The organism is Chania multitudinisentens RB-25 (genome assembly GCF_000520015.2).
GTDB lineage: Bacteria > Pseudomonadota > Gammaproteobacteria > Enterobacterales > Enterobacteriaceae > Chania > Chania multitudinisentens.
Genome location: NZ_CP007044.2, coordinates 19392 through 42054, shown reverse-complemented (window position 1 = coordinate 42054; position 22663 = coordinate 19392). Strand labels below are relative to the sequence as shown.

The 22663-nt window shown below is 56.5% G+C and carries 18 protein-coding genes; 5 read left to right on the top strand and 13 right to left on the bottom strand.

What is annotated here, in order from left to right:
- Positions 1-164: 164 nt before the first annotated feature.
- The 5 genes from Z042_RS00155 (at position 165) to Z042_RS00135 (ending at position 7573) form a co-directional block, all read left to right on the top strand.
- Positions 165-1715 (top strand): hypothetical protein, encoded by a 1551-nt coding sequence (locus tag Z042_RS00155; RefSeq protein WP_024913687.1) that lies wholly within the window; start codon positions 165-167, stop codon positions 1713-1715.
- Positions 1716-1837: 122 nt separating this feature from the next.
- Positions 1838-2788, top strand: a complete 951-nt coding sequence (locus tag Z042_RS00150; RefSeq protein ID WP_024913688.1) for a carbamate kinase family protein — start codon at positions 1838-1840, stop codon at positions 2786-2788.
- Between the two features lie 12 nt (positions 2789-2800).
- Entirely contained in the window at positions 2801-4195 is a 1395-nt protein-coding gene (locus Z042_RS00145; RefSeq protein ID WP_024913689.1) for an amidohydrolase family protein, read from the top strand.
- A gap of 204 nt (positions 4196-4399) precedes the next feature.
- On the top strand, positions 4400-4963 hold the full coding sequence (locus Z042_RS00140; protein ID WP_024913690.1) for an effector binding domain-containing protein: 564 nt from the start codon (positions 4400-4402) through the stop codon (positions 4961-4963).
- 216 nt (positions 4964-5179) lie between these two features.
- Positions 5180-7573, top strand: coding sequence for a beta-N-acetylhexosaminidase (locus Z042_RS00135; protein WP_024913691.1), 2394 nt, complete (start codon positions 5180-5182; stop codon positions 7571-7573).
- Positions 7574-7576: 3 nt separating this feature from the next.
- On the opposite strand, the gene Z042_RS00130 is transcribed toward Z042_RS00135, so the two are convergent.
- The 13 genes from Z042_RS00130 to tagF form a co-directional block, all read right to left on the bottom strand.
- Entirely contained in the window at positions 7577-8494 is a 918-nt protein-coding gene (locus tag Z042_RS00130; RefSeq protein ID WP_024913692.1) for a serine/threonine protein kinase, read from the bottom strand.
- 2 nt (positions 8495-8496) lie between these two features.
- Positions 8497-11124, bottom strand: coding sequence for a type VI secretion system ATPase TssH (tssH, locus tag Z042_RS00125; RefSeq protein ID WP_024913693.1), 2628 nt, complete (start codon positions 11122-11124; stop codon positions 8497-8499).
- 23 nt (positions 11125-11147) lie between these two features.
- On the bottom strand, positions 11148-12197 hold the full coding sequence (tssG, locus tag Z042_RS00120) for a type VI secretion system baseplate subunit TssG (RefSeq protein ID WP_024913694.1): 1050 nt from the start codon (positions 12195-12197) through the stop codon (positions 11148-11150).
- On the bottom strand, positions 12194-14074 hold the full coding sequence (tssF, locus tag Z042_RS00115; protein WP_024913695.1) for a type VI secretion system baseplate subunit TssF: 1881 nt from the start codon (positions 14072-14074) through the stop codon (positions 12194-12196). Before tssF ends, tssG begins: the two co-directional genes overlap by 4 nt.
- A gap of 4 nt (positions 14075-14078) precedes the next feature.
- On the bottom strand, positions 14079-14651 hold the full coding sequence (gene tssE, locus Z042_RS00110; protein ID WP_024913696.1) for a type VI secretion system baseplate subunit TssE: 573 nt from the start codon (positions 14649-14651) through the stop codon (positions 14079-14081).
- On the bottom strand, positions 14651-15457 hold the full coding sequence (locus Z042_RS00105) for a type VI secretion system accessory protein TagJ (protein ID WP_024913697.1): 807 nt from the start codon (positions 15455-15457) through the stop codon (positions 14651-14653). The genes tssE and Z042_RS00105 overlap by 1 nt, the downstream gene beginning before the upstream one ends.
- A gap of 3 nt (positions 15458-15460) precedes the next feature.
- Positions 15461-16258 carry a PP2C family protein-serine/threonine phosphatase gene (locus Z042_RS00100; RefSeq protein WP_024913698.1) on the bottom strand — a complete coding sequence of 266 codons (798 nt, stop codon included), beginning with the start codon at positions 16256-16258 and terminating at the stop codon, positions 15461-15463.
- Complete coding sequence (gene tagH / locus Z042_RS00095; protein ID WP_024913699.1) at positions 16255-18006, bottom strand: type VI secretion system-associated FHA domain protein TagH; 1752 nt, start codon at positions 18004-18006, stop codon at positions 16255-16257. Before tagH ends, Z042_RS00100 begins: the two co-directional genes overlap by 4 nt.
- A gap of 139 nt (positions 18007-18145) precedes the next feature.
- On the bottom strand, positions 18146-18628 hold the full coding sequence (locus tag Z042_RS00090; RefSeq protein ID WP_024913700.1) for an Hcp family type VI secretion system effector: 483 nt from the start codon (positions 18626-18628) through the stop codon (positions 18146-18148).
- Between the two features lie 191 nt (positions 18629-18819).
- On the bottom strand, positions 18820-20313 hold the full coding sequence (gene tssC, locus Z042_RS00085; protein WP_024913701.1) for a type VI secretion system contractile sheath large subunit: 1494 nt from the start codon (positions 20311-20313) through the stop codon (positions 18820-18822).
- A 3-nt stretch (positions 20314-20316) separates the two neighbouring features.
- The gene (tssB, locus tag Z042_RS00080) at positions 20317-20862 is read right to left on the bottom strand and encodes a type VI secretion system contractile sheath small subunit (RefSeq protein ID WP_024913702.1); all 546 of its coding nucleotides are present in this window, start codon (positions 20860-20862) and stop codon (positions 20317-20319) included.
- A 64-nt stretch (positions 20863-20926) separates the two neighbouring features.
- On the bottom strand, positions 20927-21949 hold the full coding sequence (gene tssA / locus Z042_RS00075; RefSeq protein ID WP_024913703.1) for a type VI secretion system protein TssA: 1023 nt from the start codon (positions 21947-21949) through the stop codon (positions 20927-20929).
- Between the two features lie 12 nt (positions 21950-21961).
- Complete coding sequence (gene tagF / locus Z042_RS00070) at positions 21962-22657, bottom strand: type VI secretion system-associated protein TagF (RefSeq protein ID WP_024913704.1); 696 nt, start codon at positions 22655-22657, stop codon at positions 21962-21964.
- Between the last annotated feature and the right edge of the window lie 6 nt (positions 22658-22663).

Genomic DNA, 22663 nt, shown 5'->3' with positions numbered 1-22663 from the left:
AAGATGCAGGTAGGCGGCAAGCGTTGGCCCGTAGGGTGAACCTCTTTGAGGCTCATCATCCCCAGGCGCATAGACAACTATGTGATTGGGGGGAGCTAGGGCAGCCCCTACAGTTTGATTGACGACGGGTAAAACGTATTTTAACGACCTGTGAAGGACAGTCCATGAACAGAATAAAGTTAGAATGGAAACGTGGAGATTGGGCGGCCTACTTCGGGCTGATGACCAATAACCTGACCAACCTGCTCACCATGATGGGGTTACTGATCTTTGTGGTGGGTATTCCGAAAGAAATCGTTTACGGGCGCATTGCCCCAGCCTTTGGGCTGGCGGTGCTGATGGCCAGCGTCTGCTACACCTGGTTTGGCCTGCAAATGGCACGCCAGACCGGGCGCAGCGACGTGACCGCGCTGCCGTCCGGCCCCAGTGCTCCCTCTATTTTCACCGTGACCTTTCTGGTGCTGATGCCGGTTTATCAGCAAACCGGCGATGCAGATTTTGCCATCCAGATTGGCCTGGTGTGGTGCTTTGTGGAAGCACTGATCCTGGTAGGGGGATCGTTCCTTGGCGAAACCATCCGCAAGATGATCCCGCGCACCGTGCTGCTCTCCTGTTTGTCCGGTCTGGGGCTGTTACTGCTGGCGATGAACCCGATGTTGCAGGCGTTCGAAGCGCCAACCGTGTCGTTCATCGTGCTGTTGCTGATCTTTATTAACTGGTTTGGCAAAAAGCCCATCTTCGCCCGTATTCCGACCGGCTTACTGTTGCTGCTGGCCGGTACTGCGCTGGCGTGGATCTCGGGCCTGCAAAGCCCGGATGCGATTAAGGCCTCGATGTCTTCCTTTGGCTTTAACCCACCGAGCATTCATATCGACGGCTTTATGCAGGGCCTGCCTCATGCGTTGCCGTATCTGGCCTCTGCGGTTCCTCTGGGTTTGGCGAACTACATCTTTGACCTGGAGAACATCGAAAGTGCGCATGCGGCAGGGGATAGCTACAACACCCGCAAGGTGATGATGGCGAACGGCCTCTCCTCCATGCTGGGCTGCATGATGGGCAACCCGTTCCCGGTGACCGTTTATGTGGGGCACGCAGGCTGGAAGGCGATGGGAGCCAGCATTGGCTACACGCTGGCCTCCGGCGTCACCATGTTCATCGTGCCGTTATTCGGGTTGGGAGCTTTTATGCTGGCCGTGATCCCGATGACCGCCATTGTGCCGATTCTGGTGTTTATCGGTGTGGTTACCGCCAACCAAGTGGTGAGGGAAACACCGAAGATAGAGGTGCCGGTGATCTTCATCTGCCTGTTCCCGTGGATCGCCAACTGGGCGCTGACCATGGTCAACAGCGTGATGGGGGCCGCAGGCACCACGGCTGCCAAACTGGGCACCGACGTGCTGCATAGCAAAGGCGTGTACTACCAGGGGTTGGTGCATTTGGGCAACGGCGCGCCGCTGGCCAGTATGCTGTGGGGCTGTATCGCTATTTTCGCCATCATCAACAAACCGCTGCGTGGGGCAATAGCCGCGGCAACCGGCGCACTGTTGGCGTTGTTTGGTGTGATCCACTCGCCAATGGTCGGCTTTGCAGAGGGCAGCTCGTTGATGTTTGTTGTGGCTTATCTGATGATGGCGAGCATGTTTGTGGTGAAACATTTTCTCGATAGCCGTGAAAACGTGCCTGCCTCCGCACAGGAACCTGGCAAAATCGCCTAGCTCAAGGAGAGGAGCCAGCTATCTCCCCTCATCCTGTGGATGGGGGGAATATCACTTAATGACAACCTCTTATTCGGCCTGCTCTTAAAGGAATAGGCAGCATTTTTTACTGGATAAAGCAGATGAAAGAACTCGTGGTGGTTGCTATTGGTGGCAACAGTATTATTAAAGATAACGCCAGCCAGTCCGTTGAACACCAGGCTGAAGCCGTGAAAGCCGTGGCAGAATCCGTGTTGGAGATGCTGGCAGCGGATTGCGACATTGTGCTCACCCATGGTAACGGCCCACAGGTGGGGCTGGATTTGCGCCGTGCGGAAATTGCGCATGAGCATGAAGGGTTACCGTTAACCCCGCTGGCTAACTGCGTGGCGGATACGCAGGGCGGCATCGGTTATCTGATCCAGCAGGCGCTGAATAACCGGCTGGCGCAGCACAGCGATCGCAAAGCGGTCACGGTGGTTACCCAGGTGGAAGTCGACAAAAACGACCCCGGTTTCGCCCACCCCACGAAGCCGATCGGGGCTTTCTTTAGCGCCGCCCAGCGTGATGAGCTGTTACAGCAACAGCCGACCTGGCGTTTTGTGGAGGATTCCGGGCGCGGCTATCGCCGGGTGGTCGCTTCGCCGGAGCCCAAACGGATTGTTGAAGCCGATGCTATTAAAGCGCTCACGCAACAGGGTTTTGTGGTCATTGGGGCGGGCGGTGGCGGCATCCCGGTTATTCGCGATTCCCAGGGGCATTATCAGAGCGTGGATGCGGTGATTGATAAAGATCTCTCAACCGCGCTGCTGGCCCAGGAAATCCGCGCTGATGTGCTGGTCATCACCACCGGCGTGGAGAAAGTGTGCATTCACTTTGGCAAACCGAATCAGCGTGCGCTAGACCGGGTGAATGTGGCAGAGATGACCGATTACATGGCAGAAGGGCATTTTCCTCCCGGCAGTATGCTGCCAAAGATTGCCGCCAGCCTGGCGTTTTTACGCGATGGCGGCAAACGCGTGGTGATCACCACACCGGATTGTTTACCCGCCGCACTGCGCGGTGAAACGGGTACTCATATCGTCAACCTCTAAGGGGAAGAAGAGATGAATGAGAATAAAAGTCGTCGTGAATTCCTGAGCCAGAGCGGCAAAATCGCAGCCGCCTGTGCGTTTATGGGGGCGGTATCCTCCACCGGCTATGCGGCTGACTCAGCAACAACGAGCAGTGAAACAGGTCAGCGCATGAAAATTACCGCACCGCATTATTATCTGGATAACGTGTTGTTAGAGGCGGGTTTTGAATTTGACGGTTCAACACCGCTCCGCACCCGCACCGAACTGAAAACGCTGGAAATCAACCAGGGCAAGATCGTTGCTCTGCGCGATAACCGGCAGCATCTGAACAATCAGCTACCGGTTTATGATGCCGGCGGCAAACTGATGTTGCCCGCCATGCGTGATATGCATATCCACCTGGATAAAACGTTTTACGGCGGCCCGTGGCGTGCGCTTAATCGCCCGGCAGGCACCACTATCAAGGATATGATCGCGCTGGAGCAGAAATTGCTGCCAGAACTGCAACCCTATACGCAGGAGCGGGCAGAAAAGCTGATTGATTTAATTCAGTCGCATGGTTCCACCGTGGCACGCAGCCATTGCAACGTTGAGCCAACTTCGGGGCTGAAAAACCTGGAAAACCTGCAAGCGGTGCTGGCGCGCCGTCAGTCCGGTTTTAGCTGCGAGATTGTCGCTTTTCCGCAGCACGGTTTGCTGTTTTCGAAATCCGAACCATTAATGCGTGAGGCGATGCAGGCAGGGGCGCACTACGTGGGCGGCCTCGATCCCACCAACGTTGATGGGGCGATGGAAAAATCCCTTGATACCATGTTCCAGATCGCGCTGGACTATAACAAAGGGGTGGATATTCACCTGCATGAAACCAGCCCGGCGGGCATGGCGGCGGTGAATTATATGATGAAAACCGTGGAGAATACCCCGCAGTTGAAAGGCAAGCTGACCATTAGCCATGCCTTTGCGCTGGCGACGCTCAATGAGCAGCAGGTTGATGAGCTTGCGACCCGCATGGCGGCGCAGCAGGTGACCATTGCCACCACGGTGCCGATTGGCACGCTGCATATGCCGCTCAGCCAACTGCGTGACAAAGGCGTGTTTGTGATGACCGGCACCGACAGCGTGATTGATCACTGGTCGCCGTATGGTTTGGGTGACATGCTGGAGAAAGCCAACCACTATGCGCAACTCTATATTCGCCCGAACGAGAAAACCCTGTCGCGTGCGCTGGCAGTGGCGACTGGCGATGTGCTGCCGCTGAACGATAGCGGTGAGCGCGTATGGCCGAAAGCCCAGGATGATGCCAGCTTTGTGCTGGTGGATGCCTCTTGCTCTGCCGAGGCGGTGGCGCGGATTTCGCCCAGAACCGCTACCTTCCACAAAGGGGAGATGGTCTGGGGGCGCGTTGGGCAAGGCAGCCGCGTGTAACGGACATTCTCTCTGCTTTTAACAACGATAAGCCTCATCGGTTTTCTGATGGGGCTTTTTTTATGTTTCCTGCGCCGTAGCCTGCCAGTTGGCGATGCTGAATACTTTCATCGGTTGTTTTTTTAATGAGCCTGTTGCTCCCTGCTTGACTTTGACGTCGCGTCAACCTGTATGCTGATAGACAATTTCAAAGAGGAAAAAACGATGGAAGAATTAAATAAAGCAAATAAAAACTTAAATAAACTGGCAGATAAAGATGTGCGGATTATTTATCTGCCGCCCATGACGGTGGCGGCGGCTTATGTAACGGGAGAAGACTGCGAAGGTAAAACGATTAATATGATAACGCAGTTTGTCAAAGAGAGCGGCTTGCTAAACATTAAACCCGATGCGCGGAGTTTTGGTTTTGACTGTTCTCAGGGGGCGGCAGTGCTTGGCGAGCCTTCGCGTACCTATGAAATGTGGGTATCGGTTCTCAATGATATGGCAATACCTGCGCCCCTGGTAAAACGAACGTTTGACGGTGGATTATATGCCGCACATGTGCTGAGAACGTGGGACTTTGAAGATTGGCGTTTATTAAAAGAGTGGGTTGATGCAAGTGACAAATATGCTAATGACTGGGATTCCCCACGCTGGATATCGCCAGAAACGGCGGCAGGGCAAGGGTTTGAGGAAACGTTGAACTTTTATAACTTTATTAATAAAGGAAGCAGAATGCAGGATCTACAGCTCGATTTATTATTTCCGATTAAAGAAAAGGAGTAAGGCAGAATACCTATTACCAGGAAACCAGGGCTTCGGTGGAATAGATTAAAATCGGCCTATTATGATTATTCGGTGATGATAATGGGCTGCGTTTATCCGCTGGCTTAATCTGTGATCCACACCTCCTTTTTACCCTCGCGGTTGGACAATCGAACACTGCTCGGTCTTTATCTATCTCTTTGGTCATTTTGATTTTTTTCCTTTGAGGAATTTTTGATGCAGAGATCCATCCGTTATACGCTACTGGCTTCTTCGTTGTTACTTGCTTTTCCGGCACTGGCCCAGCCCGCGGGTGATTTACCGCTGATGCCTTGGCCGCAGCAGGTTGAACTGGCGCAGCCGCAAGGCAAACTGGTGCTGGATTACCGCCTGGCGATTGCCATTCAGGGGGATGATTTGGCGGGCGCTTTGCCCGGCTGGCGTGAGCGTATCGAGCGCCAAACCGGTTGGACTTTGGCACCGCAGGGCGCGAAAAATGCGACGGCCACCATTGATATCATCATCAAACAGCAGGTGGCGGCGCAGCCTTTGCCGGATAGCGATGAAAGCTATCAATTGAAAGTGACTCCACAGGGGGTAACCCTGGCGGCCAACACCCGTTTTGGGGCGTTACGCGGTATGGAAACGCTGTTGCAACTGGTGCAGACCGACGGTGAGAACACCTTTATCCCGCTGGTGAATATTACGGATGTGCCACGTTTCCCCTGGCGCGGCGTGCTGCTGGATTCGGCGCGCCACTTCCTGCCGGTGCAGGACATTCTGCGCCAGCTCGACGGCATGGCGGCGGCCAAGCTCAACGTACTGCACTGGCACCTGACCGACGATCAGGGCTGGCGTTTCGCCTCTGAGCATTACCCGAAGCTGCAACAGTTGGCCAGTGACGGCCATTTTTACACCCGTGAGCAGATGGAACAGGTAGTGGCGTATGCCACTGCGCGCGGCATCCGCGTAGTACCGGAAATTGATCTGCCGGGCCATGCTTCGACTATCGCCGTGGCTTATCCCGATCTGATGAGCGCAGCGGGGCCGTATCAGATGGAGCGGGCATGGGGGGTTCATAAACCGACGCTCGATCCTGCCAATGACAAGGTGTATCAGTTTGTCGACAGCATCATCGGTGAACTGGCCGCGATCTTCCCCGATCCTTATCTGCATATTGGCGGAGATGAAGTGGATGCCACGCAGTGGAAGGAATCGAAAACGATTCAGGCATTTATGCAGCAAAACCAGTTGGCGGATACCCATGCGCTGCAAGCCTTCTTCAACCAGAAGCTGGAAAAGATCCTCGAAAAACATCAGCGCCGCATGGTGGGCTGGGATGAGATTTATCATCCTGCCCTGCCGCATAACATTGTGATCCAATCCTGGCAGGGGCCGGATGCTTTGGGAGCCAGCGCGCAGGATGGCTATCAGGGCATTCTGTCCACTGGTTTTTATCTCGATCAGCCGCACCGAGCGGCTTTCCACTACCGCAATGAAGTTCTGCCGCAGCCGCTGGGCGTGGTGACGGAGGTGCGGGCAGGGGAAAGCGCACAAAGCTGGCAGTTCAGTATGCCACGCCTGAAAGGCAGCGCGGTTGAAGGCACGTTCACGCTGATTGAAGGCAAAGAGGGCTGGCGCGGCTTTATTGATTTCAAGGGGAAATCACGCCGTGCGGTGCAAGAGATTGAATGGCGCACGCCAGAACAGGTGACCTTCCGGATCGACAGTTGGATGGGGGAAACGCGCCCGGTACTGACGCTGCAACAGGAGCAATTGAGCGGTTATATCCTGGTGGGCAACGTGCGTTACCCGGCCACGGGCAGCAAACTGGCGGCGATCCCGGCAGGCAAAATGCCGGTGGTGCCGGGCGCGCAGCAGCAAGCCAATATCCTGGGCGGGGAAGCGGCGCTGTGGGCGGAAAATATCCGTGCGCCGATCATCGATCTCAAACTGTGGCCACGTGCCTTTGCGGTTGCAGAACGCTTGTGGTCGGCCAAAGATGTCACCGATGAAAACAACATGTATCAGCGCTTGGCGGCGGTGGACGCCTGGTCGGTGGTGTCTGTCGGGTTGCAGCAGCATATGGAAACCGCACGTGAGTTCACCCGTTTGGCCAACAGCGTGGATATCACGCCGTTGCAGGTGCTCGCCGAAGCCGTGGAACCAGGGCAGTATTACACTCGGCATCATTTGAAGTTCCAGGCCGGAAATTATCATCAGTTTGAGCCGCTCAACCGCTTTGCCGACGCTCTGCCAGCAGAAAGCGCGGCGGTACGCGATTTGCACGCTCAGGTTGCGTTGCTGCTGCAAGACAAGAACCACTTGGCCGCAGCACAGGCGATTCGTGAGCGTTTACAGCATTGGCAACGCAATGGCGCACCGGTGCAGAAAGTGATTGCGGGCAACGTGGTGATGAAGGATCTGGCGCCGGTGGCGCAGGATGTCAGCAGCTTGGCCGATCTGGGGTTGATGCTGTTGGAACGTTATCAGCAAGGTAAACCATTGAGCGAAGCCGAAGCGGAACAGGCCCAGCAACAGTTGGATGCCGCCACGCAGATCCGTGACGAAGTGGTGATTGCAGCGGTGTACCCGCTGGAAACCCTTTTGCGCGGGATTACGGTGCAGTAATTCTTAAGGCGTACCCGCCAATAACCGGGCAAAGGCGGCGATATCTTGGGGGCGATCGACAGGATTGACCCCAAGCGCAGCGTCAATGGCGCGCAGAAACGGTGGGGAATAACCGGCGGGTTGGCATTGCGCGAGGGGCTGATAGGTATCTGCGATACAGCGCGTCAGGCCGACCGGCGGCACATGGCCGGTGATGAGCGTATACATCAGCGCGCCGAGGGAGTAGATATCTGACCAGGGGCCATGAGCGTAGCCGCCGGTATTGTAATAAAGTTCAGCGGGGGAGAAGCCTGGTTTTAGCACCAGGTTAGGCTTTTGCGGGCAACCCGCCGCGCGGAAGCAGGCGGAGCCAAAGTCCAGCAGGATGGGGGGATGATTTTCCTCGATCTGTATGTTGTCCCACGAAATATCCCGGTGTAAGCAACCCTGGCGGTGTACTGCCGCCAGGGTGTTCAACAGCGAAGCGAGTAACCTTCTAAGCCAGGCTTCGCTCACGATAGCGGGGTTTTCCGCATACTCCTTTTTCAGCGTTTTGCCGCCGTAAAGCGGCATACTGATATAGGCGGTGCCATTTTCCTGCCAAAAATCGAAGCACTGTGGTACAGCGGGGTGGGAAAGGCTCGTGAGTATTGTGGCCTCTTGGCGGAAATAGTTCCGCCCGGCGTTGAAGGTCGCTAATAAGAAAGGGTTGCGTGGTACTACCAAACCGTCGCTATTGCGGGTGGCAATCGTGGTGGGCAGATATTCCTTCACGGCCACGCAGCGCTGTTGCCGGTGATCGAAAGCCTGATAAACGATGCTGAAACCGCCTTCACCGATCACCTGCTGAATTTCCACCTGCGCAAAGCGATGGCCCGGATGCAGCGCCAGCGCGCCACATCCGAGTTTCTCGATGGTTAAGCTTTCATGTTCTGTCAGCACGGTTACACCTGGAAGTCATAAGCAAAAGCTTTATCGGCATAGCGGATATGCAGGTGGCGAAACTGCTGCAACTCGGTGCTGGCGGTCAGCAAGCGATGGCTGATCTGGGGCAGCAGGGTATTGGTCAGAATGGTATCCACCATGCGCCCGCCGGATTCCACTTCCGTACAGCGGCTGACGATCTGCCGGATCACCTCATCATCAAAAGAGCAGCTTAACTGGTGATTATCCTGCAAACGCCTGCGAATGCGCTCCAACTGAAGTTTCACGATGTCACCCAACACTGCGTCGCTGAGCGGATAGTACGGGATCACGTTTAACCGGCCGAGCAGCGCGGCAGGAAATGCCCGTAGCAGAGTATCGCGCAGCGCGGCGGTGAGCTGCTCGCATTCCGGCAACAGAGCCGGATCGGCACACAGCGCGTTGACCACCTCGCTGCCCACGTTGGAGGTGAGAATGATGATGGTGTTACGAAAATCGATGCGCTGCCCTTCGCCGTCTTCCATCCAGCCTTTATCGAACACCTGATAAAAGATTTCATGCACGTCGGAGTGCGCTTTCTCGATCTCATCGAGCAGGATAACGCTGTAAGGGCGGCGGCGCACCGCTTCGGTCAGCACGCCTCCTTCACCATAACCTACGTAACCGGGAGGCGCCCCTTTCAGGGTGGAGACGGTGTGGGGTTCCTGAAACTCGCTCATATTGATGGTGATAACGTTGCGCTCGCCGCCGTAGAAATTTTCTGCCAGTGCGTGGGCGGTTTCGGTTTTCCCCACGCCGGAGGGGCCGCAAAGCATAAAGACCCCGATGGGCTTGTTCGGATCATCCAGGCTGGCGCGTGAGGTAATCAGGCGGCGTGCGATCAGTTCCAGGCCGTGTTTCTGGCCGATCACCCGTTCGTTTAGGCTATCCGCCAGCTTGAGCACTGCCGCGACTTCATTTTTCATCATGCGGCCCAGGGGAATGCCGGTCCAATCGGCCACCACCGAAGCGATGGTGTTGGCATCTACGGAGGAGAACAGCAACGGATCGTCCCCTTGCCGCTCGGCCAACTGTTGCTGTAATTCGTTGAGGGTTGAACGCAGCGCATTTTCGTGTGTTTCATCGGCTATCTCGCTGGGTTGGTAGAGCCTGGCGCGCAGTTCGATAATCTCGTTCACCAACCCCTGTTCGTCGTTCCAGCGGGCATGCAGGGCTGCCAACTGTTGCCGTGCTTGCACCAATTGCTGTTTTATTTGCTCTGGGCGCTGCGCGTCACCGGCGCCGATGCGCATATCGCGCACCGCGACTTCCAGCTCGGTTTCCAGCGCTGTGATATGACGGCGGCAGCTTTCCACCCGGCCCGGTTCGGCATGCTGGCTGACCGCGACTCTGGCGCAGGCGGTATCTAACAGGCTGATGGCTTTGTCAGGCAGCTGGCGATCGGGAATATAGCGATGGGACAGGCGCACCGCCGCTTCAACCGCTTCATCCAGCAGGACTATCTGATGATGTTGCTCCAGCGTATGGCGCAGGTGGCGCAGCATCAGCACGGCCTTTCTTTCATCGGGCTCAAGCACCTGCACCACTTGAAAGCGGCGGGTCAGGGCCGGATCTTTTTCGATGTATTTTTTATATTCTGCCCAGGTCGTGGCACCGATAGTGCGCAACTGACCGCGTGCCAGGGCGGGTTTCAACAGATTAGCCGCATCGCCGGTGCCTTGCGCGCCGCCAGCGCCGATCAACTGGTGGATTTCATCAATAAACAGAATGATTGGTGATGGGCTGGATTGCACTTCGTCAATCACCGCCTGCAAACGCTGTTCAAACTCGCCCTTGGCACTGGCACCTGCCTGCAACATCCCCATATCCAACTGATACAGCGTGACATCGCGCAGTTTGGGCGGCACATCGCCAGCGGCGATATAGGCTGCCAGCCCTTCCACCACGGCGGTTTTCCCCACGCCCGCTTCACCGGTCAGCAACGGGTTGTTTTGTCGGCGGCGCATCAGAATATCAACCAGTTGCCGGATCTCTTCATCGCGCCCGGTAACCGGATCCAACTCGCCACGGCGCGCTTGTTCCGTCAGGTTGTTGCCATATTGCTCAAGCAGGCTTTCACCACTGTGGGGGAGCACGTTGGCGCTGCCGTGCTGCGCCGCGGTGGCTACCGTTTCCGTAGAAGAGGCGAGGATCGTTTCAAACTGCTGCAACAGGGTTTCGCGGTTAATCTGCTTGAAACCGGGGGCAATGGCTAACAGTTGGTGATGCAGATTGGTAGTGTTCAGCATCCCCAGCAGCAGATGGCCGCCACGGATCTGCTGGGCACCAAACTTCAGTGAGCTGAAGATCCACGCACGTTCAACGGCGCTGTCGACATGTTCCGACAGATCCGAAACCGAGCTGGCACCGCGTGGCAGCCGATCGATAGCGGCGATCACATCCTCGCTCAGCTGGCCTGCGTTGATGCCGAAGTGGCGGATAATCTGCTGCCAATCACCTTCTGGATGCTGCATCAACTGATGGGCCCAGTGTGCCAGCTCCACATAGGGGTTGCCCCTGAGTTTGCAAAACGAGGTGGCATTTTCCAGGCTGCTGAGTAACAGGCCGTTTAATTTGCCAAACAGAACCGCGCGGCTGATTTCTCTCATGTCTATACCTTAATGGTTTGATCTCAATGATAAAGCTGACCTTCGATGGGCTCGAGTGAAAACACCAGATCGTCCGCATCGTTGTCGCCTTCCGTATCACGCAGCCAGCTACTCAGCCCAAGGCGTTGTTTGCCGCCCAGCGTTGCTCGGTTGACGTCTGTTTTGCGCAGGATCAGCCGCACGTCCCAGATATATTCGATCCCGAGGTAGTGCCGCACCCAGTCGCGCAGTGCGATAGCCTGGGTGCCGCCGGGGAGAAACTGGTGATACTCTGCCAGCGGCATCGGCCCCAGCTCAATGCGGAATTTGTGCTGAACGTCGCGCACGGCGCGGCCAAGAAAAGCCTCTCGTCCCAGTGGCTGCGCTTGGCCAGCCACCAGCCGCGTCTGCTGCTCCGGGGCGATGCTCAACCAAACGGGGAGGTTCTCGATGATGCGAACCGGCACCTGAAAGTAGGAGCGCAGGATCTTGGCCAGCCCTTCGGCATCGCGCCCCTGGCGCACCAGATGCCCCGCCATAAAGTATTTGGCGTGGGTGGGCAGGTTGTCCCGTGGCGATAACCTGCTCACGCCCATGCCGACCAACGAAGAGAGATAACGGGTAAAAGCCTGATCGTCTTCACGATCGAGCGAGACGGTAGGCTGGCCATTGGCCCACGCGCGGTAAAACAGCAGGATCAGGCGGTGATGAAACAGGTTGATAAAGTCGAGCAGCGTTCGATCCTGATTGTGCAGATAACGTTCGCGCACATATTCGGTAAAATGCAGCGGCAGCGGGCCGTTGGGGCCAAACAGCCCGAAGCTGTAGATCATCACTTGGTACTGTGACGCATGGCTGGCTGGCCCGGCGCTGGCCAGCGTGGAAGGCGCGAACGACAGCGAAGGCTGTTGCCCCAGGCGAAGCGGTTCCTGGTGGGGATGCGGCGCGCGCCCGAGCGGCCAATCGAGCCCGCCCTGCGCGTCAAGGCGCCGCAGAACCTGAAACAGATCGTGCTGATAAGGGTGCTCGGTGAGCGATGCCCAGAAATCATCCGGCAGGCGCTGCGTGTTGCGTGCTGTGATAGCGGCGCTCATATCAGGGTTCTCCTGCCAATCCGCGGCGGCCACTGGGCGATTTTACCGCGCTGCGGGGTACGCAATGAGGTGCTGACAAAGGTATTCATCGTCACCATGCGGCTGAATAACCGTTCCAGCACGCAGCCGAGCAGATAAGGCGTACTGCCGGGAAACGCCTGTTCATCCAGGGTCAGCTCAATGGCAACGCCGCGTGAAAACACGATGGGCCCGGGCGCTGGCGCACGGTGATAAGCCGGGGAAAGGCGGCAATGCTGCACCCCTTTGATTTCTTTGGTGATCTGCGGCTCATCCAACTTGGCATACAGTGACAGTAGCTCCCTGAGCGCCCGCGCCCCTTGCTCATCATCCCCTTCCATCAGGCTGAGATAATCCAACTGCAATTGGCTGATCAACCCCCAGGAGAGGCGGCCTTCCGCCAGTGCTTCTCTCGGCGGTGACAGCGGCGTTTTCAAGGTGATTTGCTGCAACGGGATGGAGTCGGCAACCCCGAAAGAGAGCAGTTCCTGCCGTTGCAGCAACAAGGGCAGATCGCGATTGGTGACCAGCACCTCCGCCGTGATGTACTCCAGATCGTTGCGCCAGGGGGTGTGTTGGGCATCGACCAGTGACAGAAAAACCTCCGATCCCGGATAACTGCTGCGTGGGCCTTGGCGCTGTATGGAAGGCAAACGGGGGGAACGGCGCAGAGAGAAATACGCGCCGTAGTTTTGCCCGTCACGCCCCTGGGTACAATAAAAGGGCCGGAACTCCTGTTCATGCGGGCTGTCGGCCAGGGTGCCCCACAGCCGTTGTACAGAAAAAACCTCATAATCCAGCGGCTGAATATTATCTACCACCAGGTGATATTCGTTGGTTTTGTCGTTCAGCGTGATGCGTTCTGCCACCTTGGGAAACAGGTTGATCACCGGCGTGCAGTGCAGCGAGAGATGGCTGGCGTCAACGCGCTTGGCTAATGACGACGGGGCTTTATCCAGCAGCAGCATAATCTCAAACTCGCGCGCGTCCGCAGGGAGCGTTTTGCCTGCGCCAAACAGCGCGGCCAGCCCGGAAATGCTGAAAAAACGGAAGCGGGCGGGAAAGGCGAAATACTCTTGCAGCAGGCGATAGCCGTCGAAGTTACGCAAGTCGTCGGGCAACAGCGCCTGATCGGCGGCGAACCCTTCATGATTCAGCTGTGTTTTCGGCAGATAATGGCGCTGTTGGGGCGTTGCACCTACTGGCTGGCAGATAATACCGGTGGTGTGCTGCATCAGCAGTTCCAGCAACTGCATGGCTTCCAGATCCTGGCCGCTGAGGTAGAACATCAGCTTATCCAGACTCAGGCTGTCGAAGGTGACGTTATCGTCCAGCCGCAGCCGGATGTGCAGAGCATGGCGGCTGGCGTTACGGTTGAACTTCGCCGTGCTGACGCTCTCGTTGGGCAATGCGCCCAACGATACCTGGCTGATGCTGAGTGGATAAAGCGTTACGTCATGAGCGGTGCGGTATTTGCAGGCCACACCACTCTTCTTGAACGGATCGCAGGTCATCACCGTTCCGCGCGGCACCAGAAACCCGGCATTGATATTGCCCTTGCGGCCATCCGGGTGCAGTTCGGCCACCGCCATGGAAGGGGTAGGGGAAAGATAGTTGGGGTAAATGACTTCCAGTATCCGCTGCGAGAAACGCGGGAATTCCGCGTCCATTTTCAATTGAATACGCGAAGTGAGAAAGGCAAACCCTTCCATCAGGCGTTCAACGTAAGGGTCGCTGACATCAATGCCCTGCATTCCCAGGCGGCCTGCCACTTTGGGGTAGTTTTCGGCAAACTCCGCGCCCATTTCATGCAGATAGAGCAGCTCACGGTTATAGTATTCAAGCAATTTACTGTTCATGGGCTCACCCTATGTCTTTGAGATTGAAATAACCGTTTTCCAAATCGACGTCGGAACGAAAACAGAACTCTAGCGGGTGAGGGTTACACCACAACAGCCCACGGATCTCTATCGACAGGACGTTATGTGCGTCCAAATCATCATGACCAGAAATACAGTGCAGTTTCAGTTGCTGTGGAATAATGCGGGGTTCAAAATTCAGGATCGCCTGAGTCAGGTTTTTTTGGATATCCGGCCATTCGATTTCCGACATTTTTTTCCCCGCCAGCGGAGTAATACCGTAATTGAGCGTAGAACGCCGGACCGCGGGAAAGGCTTGCAGGTCGATCAGCGGCTCGTTGTTGTTGCAGTTAAACAGCCATTGCAAATCACGCAGGATCATTTTCCGCAGTGCGCTGTATGAAATGCTTTTATTCCGCTCTGCTTCCCGTTTGTTCTGCGGTTCGAAATCCGTCAGCCGGTCAAATAAGGCGGGCAGCATCCGATCACGGGAAGTCACTCCATCGCTATTTCTCCGCCCTGCCACGTTGGGGGAGCGGGGTGTTGGTGTGGCACGATCGTTGAGGATGTCGCTCATCACGGCTTACCCGTGCTGAACTGCACCTGCCGTAGCGTCAGCAGTGCATACTCGTCATGGTCTGTTATCCAGGTTTTTTGCCCTTGTCCGGCATAGTGTTCGGCGTTGTTCAGGGGCAGCCAGTCGGTTTTACGGCCAAGGCGGTGCGCGTCTTCCGTCTCTTCGCTTAGCGGGTAACGGGCGGGGATCTGGCAGACCTGTTGCTTGCCGGAGGGCCACTTGACCATGGCATGCGCCCAGACCAGATGTACGGCATTTTGCGGTGCCTGGAAGGTGATGGAGGCAAGATCCTGAAAAGGCACCCAATAGTAACGGTTATCCAGCAACAGCTCGCACACCGGCCCCAGGCGGCTGTCGGCGTCTGCCAACCAGCCGAAGGGAGTGAATTCCCGGCTGCCATCGAGCGAAAGCGTTCCGGCGTGCGCGGCGGCCAGGCTGAAAGCACGCTCGCGCAGCTGGCTGGCCTGCGGTGGTGGAGCGCGCAAGGCCTCCACTAACAGAGAGAGCCATTCTGGTGGCGGTGTGAGGAACAACGGGGCGGTTTCACCACGGAACACCCGCTCACGCTGGATTTCAGCCGCTACCGCGTCAGACAACTGTTGCGTGGTGGGGCCAGCCAGCGGCGTCAGCGCTTGCCAGGCTTGCAGTTGGGCGCTGGCGCGCTGCCAATCGCCGTACAGCAACAATAATTGAACCCATTCGGCGCGTTTATCGGCATCAGCGGGTGCCGCTTTTACCGCCGCTGCGGTTTGTTCCAGGGCGGTTGGCAGGGCATGGCCTTGCAGCACAGAGAGTAATGATTTCACGGTTTATCTCCTGATTCTTTGAGAATGCGGTGTCTGGAAGATAACTTTTTCTTCCAGCGGAAGTAGCTGCAACAAAGTGGATTCCTGCGGGGAGCCAACCCAGACGGCGATAGCGCTGTAGTTATCCTGCTGCGGGAGCGCGGGTGACAGATGTTCGATCAGCATCAGCCACTCGGCGGGGGTATGGGCCAGGCGCAGCGTGGATTCCAACTGCGCCAGGTTATAGCGCTGCCAAAAGCCGTCACTGCACAGTAAAAATGCATCGCCATCGTTGAGAGAGAGCGTTGGGCTGTAGGTGGCGATGTGATGTTCCCCACTGCCGAGTGCGGCATACAACAGGTTGTCGGGCAGTCCTGCGCTTTGGAAGCCAGCGTCTTTCATTTTCTGCGCCAGACTATGGTCGGTGGTGGCCTGGCACAGGTAGCCGTTGCGAAACAGATAAAGCCTGCTGTCCCCGGCGTGAACCCAGTGGGCCTGTAGGGTGGTGCGATCGATAAACAGTGCAACCAGGGTGGTGCGCATGCGGCTGTAAGCCCGATCCCGCTGCTGTGCCTGCTGAATCGCCTGCTGGAGCTGGGCGATCAGCGCGGGAACGGCATCCGCTGGGCAGGGTGTTCCCTGCTCGGCGTGGTCCAGCAGAAACTGGCAGGCGAGCGCCGCGGCTTGTTCTCCGCCGGCATCACCCGCCACGCCGTCGCACAGGACGAAACAGGCCGACTGTTCACCCAGGTATTCGCCGGTTTTATCCTGATTTTGCGCGCGGCTGCCCTGGTTGGAACACCAGACGGTTTCTATTTTCATCGCTGGGCCTTCTGATGTTGAGAGGCTTTGTATTGGCGGATCTCAAGGTCATAGGCATGAAGAAACGCGGCCCCGAACAGGGTGTGAAAGTCATCCTCCACCTCATTGGCTACCCGCTGATAGTGGGCCTTCAGAGTGTCCCACAGCGCCGCTTTGCGATTGCTGGAAAACATGCCTTTATGCGGGAGGTTGCCCTGTTCCACCGCCATTTTCTCCAGGGTATCGGGATGGAAGGTTTGCAGCATGGCGGCAATGATGGCGCGGACACCGGCAATCATGCCTAACTGGTGGGCTTGCAGGTCAATCATCGCGTTGCGTACCGCGCTTTCCGGCGGAGTGAAGCCGGGCATTGGGGTGCTGAAGATCTGCATCAGAACGGTTTTGCCTGACGGCAGCATTTTGAACGGGTTATTCTCCTCTTCAAGGATCATGGTCATTTCTGCTTTCAGGCCGCGCTTGAGTATGCTGCGCGACGACAGCAGCGCCACGGTGCCTTGTGAGAACAGGCTGAGCAGTTTACCCGCCAGGTAAAGCTGTTCTGGTGAAAAACCCGGTTGCAGCGGAGCATCATCCAGCCCCAGCCCCGCCACAAAGGCGTTGAGCAGCTCGCCGTGCAACTGTTCCTGAGAAGCGGATTTGGCCGGTTTGAACGGCTGATGCCTGACCGGATCGACCCCCAGCCGTGTAAACGGCGGCAGTGAATCCCCCACCTGATCTGCGGGCGCTTCTGAATGAAATGTTTCATGGTTCTGGGCGCTGAGATCCCCCCAGGAAAGGCTGTCTGGCAGCGGCTCCGCCCAGGCGAGATCGTCATACTCTGGTTCGGTTTCGGGAATGATCGCCTGTGCTGGCGGCGTTGTGGGGGGCTCCGCCGCGGCAAGTGGTTCAGGCTCTGTGGGAGCCAAGGGGGAATAGCCATTCAGGGTTGAGGTGAGCGGCACGGCGTTATCGGCAAACAGGCCGAGCAATGCGTCATCTTCACTGCTGTGATCCATATTTTGCGCCCAGCCTGCGGCCAGCTCATCCGCCAGATTAAACAATGACGGAACAGGCTCATGGTTCGCTTGTGGCGGCGTTTCTGATGAGGGGCTGTCTTCGCTGGCCCATGGCGCGTGCGCCGCCAAGACGCTGGGCGTGGTGTCTCTCAGGATTGGCGGCAGAGAGAAGGGATCGTCCTGGGTGAATAAGTGGTCAGGATCGAGAGTCTCTTCATGCAAAGAGGCCAGCTCCGTTTCTTCCACCAGCGCCAAAGGATCCTGCCCGGCAGGGTGGCCTGGCCTGGGTGTTAATAGGGGGTGGTGTGGATCATCGGGCAACGGTTTTTTAGGCTGTGGGGGGATGAGAAATTCGGCTTCCAGATGATCCCAGACCGCTGCATCAATGTCGTGAGCACCCTGAGGCACGGATAACAACGGGGCGAGAGAAACCGGCTGACGAGTCAGGCTGACGCTGAACTGGTAGCCCGCGATCTCCAGCAGATCGCCTTCTGCCAGCGGCTGTTGAACGTTATGTGGCAGTGGGTTGCCGTTGAGGATCAGCGCGGTAGTACTCCCTCTGTGCGTAATGTAGGCTTCGCCGGTCGGGGAAATATGCACAATGGCTTGCAGACGGGAAATCGCCCGGCTTTGATCGGGCAGGATCAGCGTACTGTTGGTATCGCGCCCAATCGTGCCACCCGGTGCCGTGAAGTCATAATAGCTCTGGGGTAACCTTTCATTGTCCCGGTTCCTGATCATCGTTAGCCGCATAGACATTTTCCCTTTTATATTTTTTGCCTGAATCTTTGATATCCAATGGATTTCAAGATGCAGCCAACCCCCAGCATCTTGAAAGACGACGGATATCGTGGACGATTTCCGAGGAAACCAAGGAAATCGTCCGTATTAATTACGCTTCGCAGTTCTGTTTAATATCCCAGCCCGCGCTGCTTTCTGCGCCTTTGCCTCCTTGCTCGGTCTGCTCCCAGTATTGCTGCTGCACTTTGGCAGACTGGAAGGAATAAAGAATGCCCACGGTGTCTTCGTCATCAGCACCGGTGTACTGAATATTGGTGACCAACACATCGTCCAGCGTGATTCTGGCGTATTCCATCTGCCCGCCACCGGCTTTGCAGACGGATAATTCAACTTTGCCCAGGTGCTTACCGCTGGCACAGTGCTTCAGCAGAGCCGGTGTGGATTTATCGATCAGCGCTTTGATATGCAGATCGTTAAAACAGACTTTCCCGGTGCCGCCACCGCCGCCGACGCCCATATTTCCTGGCTGGGCTGCTCCCCAGGTAAAAGAAATAATGTCGGTCCAGCCTTTATGATTAGCATCCCTGGATTCACCATTGGCGCCATCAACTTTCATAAACATATCAATTGCCATAACTAAAACCTCTTGGAACTAGAGTTGAGTGAATTCCGTTTTCATGAAGCAACGGTGTTTTACGGCATAGAAAACCCCGCCTTTCGCCAAAGCGAAAAGTGTGATCCCTATGCTGTTCTATTTGCCTTTGGTATTTCAGATGGTAGTGGTGTTAACCCGCACGCGAAATACCAGGGCGAATACTTGCGCTATTAGCTTTGTTTCAATGAAGGCAGTTTCGAAACCAAACGTAGAGAAACGGTTAATCCTTCCAGTTGATAATGTGGACGCAGGAAAAACTTCGCTGAGTAATATCCTGGTGCATCTTCAATTTCCTGTACCTGCACTTCTGCCGCGGCCAGGGGTTTTCTGGCTTTGGTTTCCTGTGATGAATTGGCCGGATCGCCATCGACGTAATTCATGATCCAGTTGTTCAGCCACACCTCCATATCGCTGCGCTCGCGGAATGAACCGATTTTGTCGCGCACAATGCACTTGAGGTAATGGGCAAAGCGGCAGCAGGCAAACAGATAGGGCAGGCGGGCTGCCAGTTGGGCGTTGGCCGTGGCATCGGGATCGTAATACTCCGCCGGTTTTTGCAGCGATTGGGCACCGATAAACGCCGCGAAGTCGGAGTTTTTACGATGGATCAGCGGCATAAACCCGTTTTTAGCCAGCTCCGCTTCGCGCCGATCGCTGATGGCGATTTCGGTCGGGCATTTCATGTCCACTCCGCCATCATCGCTGGGGAAGGTGTGGCACGGCAGATCGGCTACGGCACCGCCGGATTCGACGCCGCGAATAGCGGTACACCAGCCATATTCCTTAAAGGAGTGATTGATGTTGGTCGCCATCGCGTAAGCCGCATTGGTCCAGGTGTAGTTTTCGTGGCTGGCGCTGTCGGTATCTTCTTCAAAATCAAACTCATCTACCGGGTTGGTTTTGATGCCATAGGGTAAGCGCGCCAGGAAGCGCGGCATAGCCAGCCCGATATAGCGTGAATCCTCCGATTCACGCAGGCTGCGCCAGGGGGCGTATTCGGTATTCTGGAAGATCTTGGTCAGATCGCGCGGGTTGCCCAATTCCTGCCAGGACTCCATCTGCATCACGCTGGGGGAGGCACCGCTGATAAACGGGCAGTGCGAAGCCGCGCTGATTTTCGCCATTTCGCCAAGCAGCTCAACGTCCGGCGGGCTGTGGTCAAAATAGTAATCCCCCACCAGGCAACCGAAGGGTTCGCCACCGAACTGCCCATACTCTTGCTCATAAATGCTTTTAAACAATGGGCTCTGATCCCAGCCCACGCCTTTATAGCGTTTAAGGGTGCGGCCCAGCTCGCGTTTCGAGATGCTGATAAAGCGGATTTTCAGCATCTCGTCGGTTTCGGTATTGTTGACCAGATAGTGCAGGCCTTGCCAAGCGCCTTCCAACTGCTGGAATTTTTCATGGTGGATGATTTTGTTGATCTGCCGCGACAGTTTCTGATCGATTTCTGCGATCAGCGCCTGAATGGTGCGATAGGCATCGGTGGACAGGGTAACCGTATTTTCCAGAGCCTGCTGCGCCAGCGTTTTCACCGCATTTTCAACGGCTTCTTTCGCCTGATCGGTTTTGGGGCGAAACTCTTTTTGCAGCAGCGAGCTGAATTCGTCGTTGGTGTAGGCTTTGGCCGCAGGTGCCAGATACTGTTCAAGTTGTTGGCTCATGAATTATTCCTCCGCCACCGGGGCGATGTCGCTGGCGCTCTGGGGCTCCGGCTTCGGTGCCTGGGTCAGCGCCTGCAACAGCGCCGGGTTGCTCAAGACGTTGGCAATCAGTTCTTCGGCTCCGTTTTTGCCGTCCATATAAGAGAGCAGGTTCGACAGTTGAGTCCGGGCTTCCAGCAATCGTTTCAGCGGTTCGACGTTGCGGGCGATCTCCGCTGGGGAAAAATCGTTCATACTTTCAAAGGTCAGCTCAACGTTCAGGTTGCCGTCCCCATGCAGGGTGTTTTCCACTTGGAAAGCGACCCTGGGTTTGAGGGATTTCATGCGGTCATCAAAGTTGTCGATGTCGATCTCAAGGAACTTGCGTTCCTCCAGGTTGGGCTGGGGTTCCAAAGGGGTTCCCACCAGATCGGCCATGACACCCATCACGAAAGGCAGCTGGATTTTTCGCTCCGCCCCGTAGATCTCAACGTCGTACTCGATCTGTACGCGGGGTGCCCGGTTGCGGGCGATAAATTTCTGCCCGCTACGAGATTTGTTATTCGCCATTGTTTTCTCCATAAATCACTGTTATTAGAGGTTGTTGATCACATCCATGCTGCGTTTGCGGTGACTAGGTTTCTTCATCCGGTTTTTCCTTGGTTCCAAGGATCACCTCCAACTGGCGCAGGCCATCCGGTGCCAGATCGCTGACGATTTGCAGAAAGTTCAGGTTGATCAGCTTCTGTAGCCGCTTAATCATCAGCGGGGCCGGATGGCTGGGTTCATAGCGTTGAAAATAGTCTTTTATGTTTTCCAGCAGATGCAGCGCATCGGCACGGGATTGCACCTGCCCGTCATCACGCTTGCCCAACGGCAACGGCTCATTGGGCCGCGTTAACGCTTCCGGGGAGGGGAGAATAGTCGGTTCGGTTTCCAGGTGGTTCTCAGGTTGCTGAATGGCCTGAGCGATGCAGGTAAAGGTCTTTTGCAGCAGCGTCATTTCCGGCAAAGCGCCTTCGCCAAGATGGAGCTGAATGGCATGGCGCAGTTTTGCCAGCGTCTGGGTGATCGCCAGCACGGCCTGAATATTGGCCTGTTGCGAATTACTCAGTGCACTGCGCAGGTAGATCAGCCCATTGGGGAAATGGGGAAGTTCCTGCTTGCTGCCGTCCAGCAAGGCGCAGGCGTCGCGCAGCGTAAGTTCACCGCCGCCGTTTTTGAGTAGGATTGCGGCACGTACCGCCAGGGTCAGCTGTGTGTTATCCCCCAGCTCGGCCAACGCATTGAGGCGGAACATCGGATCATGCTCCCCGTCGTTTTCCAGCAAGGGATGAAGCTGGTGCCAGTAACGTTCGATCGCCAGATAGAGCAGTTGCAAGCCGTCGGCATACCCCTGTATCCCGCGCAGCTGTGTCCAGGCCAGCGTAAGGAAAAACATCACCCGCAGATCTTTGGTACGGTGCAGCAAACCGGTAGCTAAACGTTCCACGGCCCCCCAATCGGGTGCTTCTGCGGGAATGATGGTGTCGCCAAACTGCTGTTCAGGCTTGCCCGCGGCGCTCTGCGTCATACGCATAAAGTCGGCGTCGTATTCCAGGTTTTCACCGCAGCTGACTTCCGGCGCAACCGGTGCCAGCAGGCATTCAATGGTCATTACTGTCTCTCCCTAATCAAACATGGGCCCGTAAGGCCACTGGCGTGTATGTTTTGCATCCGCCGCTGGCTCAAACAGATGCTGGAAAAGCTGCACCGTGAGGTTGCCGCTGTGGACATAGGTGCCAAAAGCGGCTGCGCTGCCAGGCGTGTTCCACCAGAAACTGCTGTACTGGTAGGGTTCAAAGTCTGCGATGGCCACGGGCCCGGCGGGGAGAGCGGTCGTGTTCTCTTGCCCGGCGGTAGGAAGCGGCAACGGCGGTAACGCTTGCAGAGCGCGGTCAATATGCTCAACGGAGTGGCACTGCTGGATACCGCGTTGCAGGATTTGCCCAAGGCTGTAGTAGCGCTCTGCCGCCAGCAGCAGATGTTGGTTTTGCCAGTGCTCAGGGGCAACCAGCCACATGGCGAACAAAGGATAGTGGCGGCCAACGCGATCCCGCGACGGCATCAGGCAACCCAACTGGGCGAACGGTGTGCCCAGCGTAGCGGGCAGTACAAAGTTCCACATCGGTGCGCCGAGCAGTGAGTAACGGCCATCGCACGGGGCAGAAAGCTGGCGGGCCGCCAGGCCTGACTGGAACCAGTGCGCCCACTGATTCACCAGCGTGGCGGGCAGGCGGCGCTGCACAAAGTCACCACAGCTGGGGATCTTGCCGTACCAGCCAATGCCGTTGTCCTGGGGTTGCCACGTTTCCTGTTGCGTCATGTTCGC

Bases quoted from the DNA above. Each gene is read 5' to 3' on its own strand.
- Z042_RS00155 (WP_024913687.1), top strand. From the start codon at position 165: ATGAACAGAATAAAGTTAGAATGGAAACGTGGAGATTGGGCGGCCTAC.
- Z042_RS00150 (WP_024913688.1), top strand. From the start codon at position 1,838: ATGAAAGAACTCGTGGTGGTTGCTATTGGTGGCAACAGTATTATTAAA.
- Z042_RS00145 (WP_024913689.1), top strand. From the start codon at position 2,801: ATGAATGAGAATAAAAGTCGTCGTGAATTCCTGAGCCAGAGCGGCAAA.
- Z042_RS00140 (WP_024913690.1), top strand. From the start codon at position 4,400: ATGGAAGAATTAAATAAAGCAAATAAAAACTTAAATAAACTGGCAGAT.
- Z042_RS00135 (WP_024913691.1), top strand. From the start codon at position 5,180: ATGCAGAGATCCATCCGTTATACGCTACTGGCTTCTTCGTTGTTACTT.
- tssH (WP_024913693.1), bottom strand. From the start codon at position 11,124: ATGAGAGAAATCAGCCGCGCGGTTCTGTTTGGCAAATTAAACGGCCTG.
- tssG (WP_024913694.1), bottom strand. From the start codon at position 12,197: ATGAGCGCCGCTATCACAGCACGCAACACGCAGCGCCTGCCGGATGAT.
- tssF (WP_024913695.1), bottom strand. From the start codon at position 14,074: ATGAACAGTAAATTGCTTGAATACTATAACCGTGAGCTGCTCTATCTG.
- tssE (WP_024913696.1), bottom strand. From the start codon at position 14,651: ATGAGCGACATCCTCAACGATCGTGCCACACCAACACCCCGCTCCCCC.
- Z042_RS00100 (WP_024913698.1), bottom strand. From the start codon at position 16,258: ATGAAAATAGAAACCGTCTGGTGTTCCAACCAGGGCAGCCGCGCGCAA.
- tagH (WP_024913699.1), bottom strand. From the start codon at position 18,006: ATGCGGCTAACGATGATCAGGAACCGGGACAATGAAAGGTTACCCCAG.
- Z042_RS00090 (WP_024913700.1), bottom strand. From the start codon at position 18,628: ATGGCAATTGATATGTTTATGAAAGTTGATGGCGCCAATGGTGAATCC.
- tssC (WP_024913701.1), bottom strand. From the start codon at position 20,313: ATGAGCCAACAACTTGAACAGTATCTGGCACCTGCGGCCAAAGCCTAC.
- tssB (WP_024913702.1), bottom strand. From the start codon at position 20,862: ATGGCGAATAACAAATCTCGTAGCGGGCAGAAATTTATCGCCCGCAAC.
- tssA (WP_024913703.1), bottom strand. From the start codon at position 21,949: ATGACCATTGAATGCCTGCTGGCACCGGTTGCGCCGGAAGTCAGCTGC.
- tagF (WP_024913704.1), bottom strand. From the start codon at position 22,657: ATGACGCAACAGGAAACGTGGCAACCCCAGGACAACGGCATTGGCTGG.